The following is a 6,976-nucleotide window of genomic DNA, read 5'->3' as shown; positions in this document are numbered from 1 at the left end:
GATCGGCGTCCATCAAGCCCCAGTGCTCGCCGGCTCGCCCTTCGATCGAGCTCTTCCAGGGTTGGTCGAAAGCTTCGATCAGATTGTAGTCCAGCTTGAGCTCGGTGGCCTTGGCCATGAATCCCCGAACGAAGGAGGCTTGGTTGGCCAGCGTCGCCTTCGCCGCTCCCCGTTGCGGCCCGTCGCTGGGCCAGCCGGTCTCGGCGATCATGACCGGCTTCTTGGGGAAGGTGATCTTGACGGCCTCATGCCGGGAAACGACGTAGTCCACCGCCTGCTCGACCGGGACTTCGTTCCAGTAGGGCAGGATGTGGATGGCGACGAAATCGACGTGCTTGGCCAAATCGGGATGCATCAGCCAGTAGTCCCAGGGCTCGGCGGTGGAGACCGGGATCTTGGCTTTCTTGAGTTTCTTGCGGGCGTAGTCGAGGTAGGCGACCAGCTTCTCGCGCGGCACCGTCTCCTGGAGTTGGGTTTCGTTGCCGATGATGACCCGGACGACGTTCTTGTTTTTCAGGGCCATTTGGATGACGGCTTCGACTTCACGATCGTTGTGAGAGGTGTCGGGATTGGCGTCGAGATAGGCCGAAGCGATCACCTTCATGTTGTGCTTGGCGGCCAGGGCCGGAACTTGATCGAGCCCGCCCAAGGAGCTGTAGAGACGGATCGTCGAGGTCTTCCCGGCGAGAACCTTCAGATCGGCTTCGATCTCCTCGGCGGTGAAATCCTTTCCTTGGAAGGGGCTTTGGTGCTTCTTGTAGGGGTTGAGCGAGAAGCTGTTGAGCGGATAGCTGCTCTCCACCATGTCGCGTGGCTTGTTGATCTGGGTCCAGATCAGGACGCTGCAGAGCAGCGTGGTGAGGAGGAGCAGAATCGTTGATAATCGCATATATCCCTTGTCCCAGCGAAACAGCCCCGGTGTAGCATCGAATTCTCAACAATTCCAGGGCTTTCCCAGGTCGGTGGCTTCGTCTAAATAGCTGAAATCTATGTAAATATTTAGCGCGTCCCACGCAGGGGGCTGGGAACAAGATTTAGCGGATCTTGTCGACGCTCGATTCCCAGCTTTGTCCATCGAAGGGCAGGATCTCGAAGGTCTCGGCGAAATCCCCATCCAAACAGCGGACGTTGACGTCCCATTGGCCGGGATGGGAACGGGGGCGGTAGAAAGGATGCATGCCGCAGACCCGGCAGAAGAGATGGCGGGCGATGCCGGTATTGAAGCGATATTCGCTTAAAAATTCTCCGCCTTGGAGCAAGCTGAAGTCCTTTTCCGGAACGATCAAGTGAAGAAAGCCCTTCTTGCGGCAAATACTGCAATTGCAGTCGTAGGCTTTTCGCTCCCGAATTCGGACTCGGAAACGAACCTGGCCGCAGTGACAGCCGCCTTCTTGCGTTTCGCCCGCGCTCATGCCTCTCCTGAGATGCTTAAGGCGATCTTGCCCTGGGTATGTTTCTCCTCGATCAGCCGGTGAGCCTCCGCGGCTTCCGCCAGCGGGAAGACCTTCGCCAGCTTGACCGACAATTTTCCGGCCTCGGACCATTCTCGCAGTTTATTGAGCTGGGAGCTTTCCGGCCGGACGAAAATGTAATGGGGCACCAAGCCGCGGCGTCGGAAATCGTCCTCCTTCATGGCGAGGATCGAGGTGATCCGGCCGCCTTCTTTCAGCACTTCGGCGCTCTCGGTCTGGGTTTTTCCGCCGACGGTGTCGAAAACCGCGTCGATGCCGCCGGGATGGAGTCGCTGTAATGCTTTGACGAAATTCTCTTGGGTGTAATCGACGATCTCGTCGGCGCCGAGCCGGCGCAGGTAATCGTGGTGCCGAGCGCTGGCGGTGGTGATCACCCGGGCACCGGCATTCTTGGCCAGTTGGATGGCGAAGCTGCCGACGCCACCGGCGCCGGCGTGGATCAGGATCGTCTCGCCGGCCTTCAGCTTGATCCCCTCGAAGAGCGATTGGTAGGCGGTGAGGCCGGCCAGCGGGATCGCGGCCGCTTCCTCGAAACCGAGGTTTTTCGGCTTGGGCGCAATATGCTCCCGGCCGAGCGAGATGAACTCGCCATAGGTCCCGTCGTGGAGGATCTCCTTCCGGCAATACGCAAAGACCTCGTCGCCGGTCTTGGCGAAATCGACTTTTTCGCCGACGGCCTCGATCACGCCGGCGGCGTCCCAACCCAGGACGATCGGAAAGGCATGGGGCATCCGGCCCTGCAACAATCCTTCGCGGATCTTCCAATCGACCGGATTGACGCCGGCCGCGCGAATTCGCACCAGGACCTCCCGCGGCCCCGGCCTGGGCAAATCGAGCTCCAATCGCTCGATCGTTTCCGGTCCGCCGAACCTTTGAATTCCCATCGCTTTCATGGGGCGAATTTGCTCCATTCGGAGCCTCAGGTAAACCCGGATTTTTTGGGCCTTAACTTCGCCCAAGGCCGCCGGTCCCATTGAAGCAATCCCTAGATCCGCATCGCGGAAAGAAAGGAAGCATATGTTTGGAAGGAAAGTTTTTTTAATCGGGGCTCTCGCTTTGGGACTGACCGCTTCGGCTCCGGCCGCTTTCGCCAAAGATGGCGGTGCCTGCAAGGCCGACGTCGAAAAATTCTGCAAGAACGTCGAAAAAGGCGGCGGCCGCATCAAGCAATGCCTGCAAGACCACAAGGCCGACCTCTCGGTCGAATGTAAAACCAAAATGGAAAGGCACGAGCAACGCAAAGCGGCCTGCAAGGCCGACGTCGAGAAGTTCTGCAAGGACATTCCCCGAGGCAAGGGCCAAGTTCGGGCCTGCATGAAATCGCATGAGAGCGAGCTTTCGCCGGCCTGCAAGGCGTTGATCTAGCCTCATGGCGTCCTGAGCGGGGTTCCGGTCGAACGCCGCGAGGCCTGTCATCCTGAGCGAAGCGAAGGATCTACGACCTGCCAAGCAACTATGGGACTCAAGAGTTCCTTCGTCTCCCCGGAATCCACTTAGGATGACCGAAGAGAATTGGCCCTTCCAAGGCACCTTGGCCAGTCGCAGATCCTTCGCTTCGCTCAGGATGACGGTGCAGGGGCAGGACAATGGCGGCTTATATATCTAAGTCTTCTCGGACCCATTCCCCGCGCTTGAAACGCGAGGGACTCAAGGCGGTGGCGTCGAGGTCGGAAAATCGGCCCTCGGCGATGAGCTCGGCCAAGGCCAGGCTCAAGGCATAGGACTGCATGACGCCGCGGCCGGTGGCCGCTCCCAGCTCGTAGATGTTGTCGAAGCCTTCGGCCCTCCCTAGGACCGCGCTCTTGTCGGGGCCGACGGCGTAGAGCCCGGCCCAACCCCGCAGGTGGTGGATGGCGTCGAAGTGCCGCCGCCCCCCGCGCCGGTAGAGCCGGAGCCAGATCTTGCGGTCGAAGAATTTCTCGCCGTCGTAACGAAAGGAGTAGCCCGGTTTCTCGTCGCGGTTGGAATAGCCGGCGAGGACGAGGCCGCTGTGGCTGCCTTCGGGATGAAGGTAGAGCCCGGAGCTGTCGACGATCATTCCCCGGCCCGAGAGATCCTCGGCTTGGCTGGAGAAGAGGGCGATCTGGCGGCGGACCGCTTCGATCGGCAAGGGCTCGCCGTATCGCTTCGAGCTGAGCTTGAGCCAGGCGCCGGTGCAGTTGACGAGGATTTTGGGATAGAGCCGCTGCTCCCGCCACTCGGCGCCGATTCGCTGCTCGGTGAGCAGGCTCTCCAATTCGCTTTCGCCGGGCGGCCGCTCGCGGATCCGGACCTGGACTTCGCGGGCGAGCCGGCCCTGGCGGATCACTCCGCTCAAATAAGCCCGGTCTTGGAAGAGGACCCCGGCCGCCTTGGCTTGGGCACGGTACCAGTCGCGCAGGAGATGGGGATCGAGCAGGCCGTCCTTCGGCGAGAAGGTCGCGCCGGCGATGCCTTTCCAGTTTTCGAATTCCTTAAGCCGCGGGCGAGCTTCTTCCGGCGAAAGGTATTCGACCGGGATGCCGAGACTCCGGTAGGTTTCACGTTTTTCTTGGGCGATCTTCCACCGCGAAGCCGAATAGAGAAAGAGATAGCCACGTTGGAAGAATTGGATCTTCTCGGCGATGCTCTCGAAGAATTGAATCGAGCGCCAGGCCAGCTCGGCATTGAGCGGATGCCACCAAGTGGCCCGGGCTCCGCCGGCATTGCGCTCGGAGGAGCTGAAAGTTCCGGCCAAGTCGGGATCGATCACCAGGATCGAGCCGACCCTTTTGCGGGCCAGCTGCCAGGCCAGGGCCGAACCCAGAACGCCCCCGCCGACGATAAGGATGTCGGGGCGGTCGGATTGCATGAAGCGATTGTAAACCAGATTTGGTCCGTAGGAAGGGGCTTTAGCCCCGTCCTGGCGCCGAAGGCGTCACGGCGGCGATGACGGCGCTTCGCGCCGTTGGCGGGGCTAAAGCCCCTGGCTACTTTCTCCCAAATCCCCCGCCGCCCGGCGTCTCGATTCGGAGGGTTTCGCCGACCTTGAAGCGGCGCTCGAATTTGGAGGGCAATTTCAGCTTCAGCTCCGGGCCGGCGCGATTGGGCTTGGCGATCACCCAATTGGCCCCGCTTCGACCGTCCTTGCCACCGCTCAAGCCATAGGGCCGGCGGCGCCGGCGGTCGCTCAAGACCGTGACCTCGGTGTCCTCGAGAAAGACGTAATCCCGGACCAATCCATCGCCGCCGCCCCGCCGGCCCTTGCCGCCGGAGCCACGGCGGATTCGGTAAGCGCCGATTCGCACCGGCAGCTCGCTCTCCAAGGCCTCGATCGGTGTGTTGAGGGTGTTGGTCATGTGGCTGTGAGTCGCGCTCAATCCGGGGCGCTCCGGTCCGGCGCCGATGCCGCCGGCCAAGGTTTCATAATAGGCGAAGCCGGCGTTGCCGAAGGCGACGTTGTTCATCGTTCCCTGGCTCGCCGCCGGCAGGACCCGGGGCAGGGCCTTCGCCAAGGCGCCGAACAGAACGTCGACCAGCCGTTGGCTGGTCTCGACGTTGCCGCCGGCCACCGGCGCCGGATAGCGGGCGTTCAGAACCGTGCCCTTGGGGGCGAAGACCTCGATCGGCTCCAGCGAGAGCAGGTCCTCGCCGGTCAAAGCCCGGACCAAACAACGAAAGGCATAGGCCACCGCCGAGAGGGTGATGGCGAAGGTTGCATTGACCGGGCCGGCGGTTTGAGGGGCCGAGCCGCTGAAATCCACCTTCACGCCGCGCGGTCCGACTCGGATTTCCACCGCCAAACGGACCGGGGCGTCGCCGATCCCGTCGTCGTCGAGCCAGTCCTCGAAAGAAAATCGGCCCCGCGGCAAGGCCGCCAAGGCGCGGCGGGTCAGCTCGGTCTCGTAGCGGCGCAGCTCCCGCATCATGAGCCCAAGCTGGGGACCGTAAAGCTTTCGCATTTGCAAAAGCCGTTCGGCGCCGAGCCGGTTGGCCGAGATTTGAGCCTCGAGATCGGCTCGGCGTTCCTCGGGACGGCGGACTTGGCGAAGGAAGCGGCGGAGAAAGGTCCGGTTCCAACGGCCCCTTTCCAAAAGCAGGGTCGGAGGGATGACCACTCCTTCCTCCTCCAGGTGGGTGGCCAATGGCATCGAGCCCGGCGTTTTGCCGCCGACGTCGCTGTGATGGGCCCGATTGGCGGCATAAAAGAGAGGACGGTGCCGGCCGGGCGCGAAGATCGGCGTGACCACCGTGATGTCCGGCAGGTGAGTGCCGCCGCGATAGGGATCGTTGAGCAGGATGACGTCGCCGGGCCTCAGCGGGAAGGCTCGCAGCGCCGCCTTCACGCTGAGCGGCATCGAGCCCAAGTGGACCGGGATGTGGGCGGCCTGAGCCGCCATCGCCCCGGCGGCGTCGAAGATCGCGCAGGAGTAGTCGCGGCGCTCCTTGATGTTGGGCGAGAAGGCGCTGCGCCCGAGCAGGGCGCCCATCTCCTCGCAGAGCGAGGCGAAGCGGTGGCGGAAGAGCTCGAGGGCGATGGGGTCGAAGGCTTTAGCCACGAGGTCTCCTTACGGTCTTATTTTCGAAGAGCAGATGGCCTTGGGCCGCAACCGTCATTTTCCATCCGGGCTTGAGGAAGGCGGTGGCGCTCGGCTCGACCAAGAGCGCCGGTCCGGCGGCCGAGAAGCCGGCGGCCAAGCCTTGGCGGCGGTGAACCGGGGCTTCGATCCATCGGCCGTTCCAGTGGAGGCGGTTGAATTCGGCGGCGGGCCGGCTCGCGGCGGAGGCCGCCGAAAAATCCACCGGCGGTCGGGCCTCGCGGGCGCTGAGCTCCAGCCGCAGATTGACCACCTCCAGCGGGCGGCGGCGGTGGCGATAGCCGAAGCGGCGGAGATGCTCGGATTCGAAAGCCGATTTCCAGCGCGGGCCGAAAGGGACGCTCAATTCGTGGGACTGGCCGCGGTAGCGCAGGTCGAGGCTGGCCCGAATTTTTTGGGAGGCGGCGGCGATGCCTTCGTCGCGAGCCTGCCGCTCGGCTTGCCGCTTCAAATCGGCGAGCTGGCGCTGGAGGCGGCCGAAGCCGGCCGCGCTCGCCGGCCAAAGCAAGGTTCGAACGTAGTCCTTGCGATAATCGGCGAAGGCCATGCCCAGAGCCGAAAGCAAGCCGGGATGGGGCGGGAGGAGGATCCGGCCCATGCCCAATTCCTCGGCCAGATCGGCGGCATGGAGGCCGCCGGCGCCGCCGAAGGGCAAAAGCAAGAAATCGCGGGGATCGTAGCCCCGCTCCAGCGAAAGCACCCGCAGGGCCCGCACGATGTTGGCGTTGGCGACGGCCAAGACGCCCTCGGCCGCCGCTTCGAGCCCGAGCTTGAGCTGCCGAGCCAGGCGCCGAAGCGGCTGCCGGATCTTCTCGCGGTGGATTTTCATTCGGCCGCCGAGGAAATGCTCGGGCGGGATCCGTCCCAGCCAGACTTGGGCGTCGGTGACGGTGAGCCGGGTCCCGCCCCGGCCATAGCAGATCGGGCCGGGGTCGGCGCCGGCGCTCT

The 6,976-nt window shown here is 63.3% G+C and carries 7 protein-coding genes; 1 reads left to right on the top strand and 6 read right to left on the bottom strand.

The features are described from left to right. The 3 genes from VJR29_01810 to VJR29_01800 all read right to left on the bottom strand — a co-directional run. A partial coding sequence (locus VJR29_01810; protein HKY62129.1) for a hypothetical protein occupies positions 1–889 on the bottom strand: 889 nt, incomplete at its 3' end. 145 nt (positions 890–1,034) lie between these two features. Beyond that, positions 1,035–1,412, bottom strand: coding sequence for a GFA family protein (locus tag VJR29_01805; GenBank protein HKY62128.1), 378 nt, complete (start codon positions 1,410–1,412; stop codon positions 1,035–1,037). Then, complete coding sequence (locus tag VJR29_01800; protein ID HKY62127.1) at positions 1,409–2,365, bottom strand: NADP-dependent oxidoreductase; 957 nt, start codon at positions 2,363–2,365, stop codon at positions 1,409–1,411. The genes VJR29_01805 and VJR29_01800 overlap by 4 nt, the downstream gene beginning before the upstream one ends. A 163-nt stretch (positions 2,366–2,528) precedes the next feature. Between VJR29_01800 and VJR29_01795 the strand changes: the two genes are divergently transcribed. Beyond that, positions 2,529–2,837 (top strand): cysteine rich repeat-containing protein, encoded by a 309-nt coding sequence (locus tag VJR29_01795; GenBank protein ID HKY62126.1) that lies wholly within the window; start codon positions 2,529–2,531, stop codon positions 2,835–2,837. Between the two features lie 229 nt (positions 2,838–3,066). Here VJR29_01795 and VJR29_01790 read toward each other — a convergent pair whose 3' ends face one another. From VJR29_01790 to VJR29_01780, 3 genes are all read right to left on the bottom strand, one after another. Further along, positions 3,067–4,302, bottom strand: coding sequence for an FAD-dependent oxidoreductase (locus VJR29_01790; GenBank protein HKY62125.1), 1,236 nt, complete (start codon positions 4,300–4,302; stop codon positions 3,067–3,069). Between the two features lie 118 nt (positions 4,303–4,420). Next, the gene (locus tag VJR29_01785) at positions 4,421–5,989 is read right to left on the bottom strand and encodes a hydantoinase B/oxoprolinase family protein (protein ID HKY62124.1); all 1,569 of its coding nucleotides are present in this window, start codon (positions 5,987–5,989) and stop codon (positions 4,421–4,423) included. Continuing rightward, a partial coding sequence (locus tag VJR29_01780; protein ID HKY62123.1) for a hydantoinase/oxoprolinase family protein occupies positions 5,982–6,976 on the bottom strand: 995 nt, incomplete at its 5' end. The genes VJR29_01785 and VJR29_01780, both read right to left, overlap by 8 nt.

Source organism: bacterium (genome assembly GCA_035281585.1).
Classification (GTDB): domain Bacteria; phylum UBA10199; class UBA10199; order DSSB01; family DSSB01; genus DATEDP01.
Note: the sequence above shows the minus strand (reverse complement) of the source record. Positions and strands in the feature narration are given on the sequence as shown.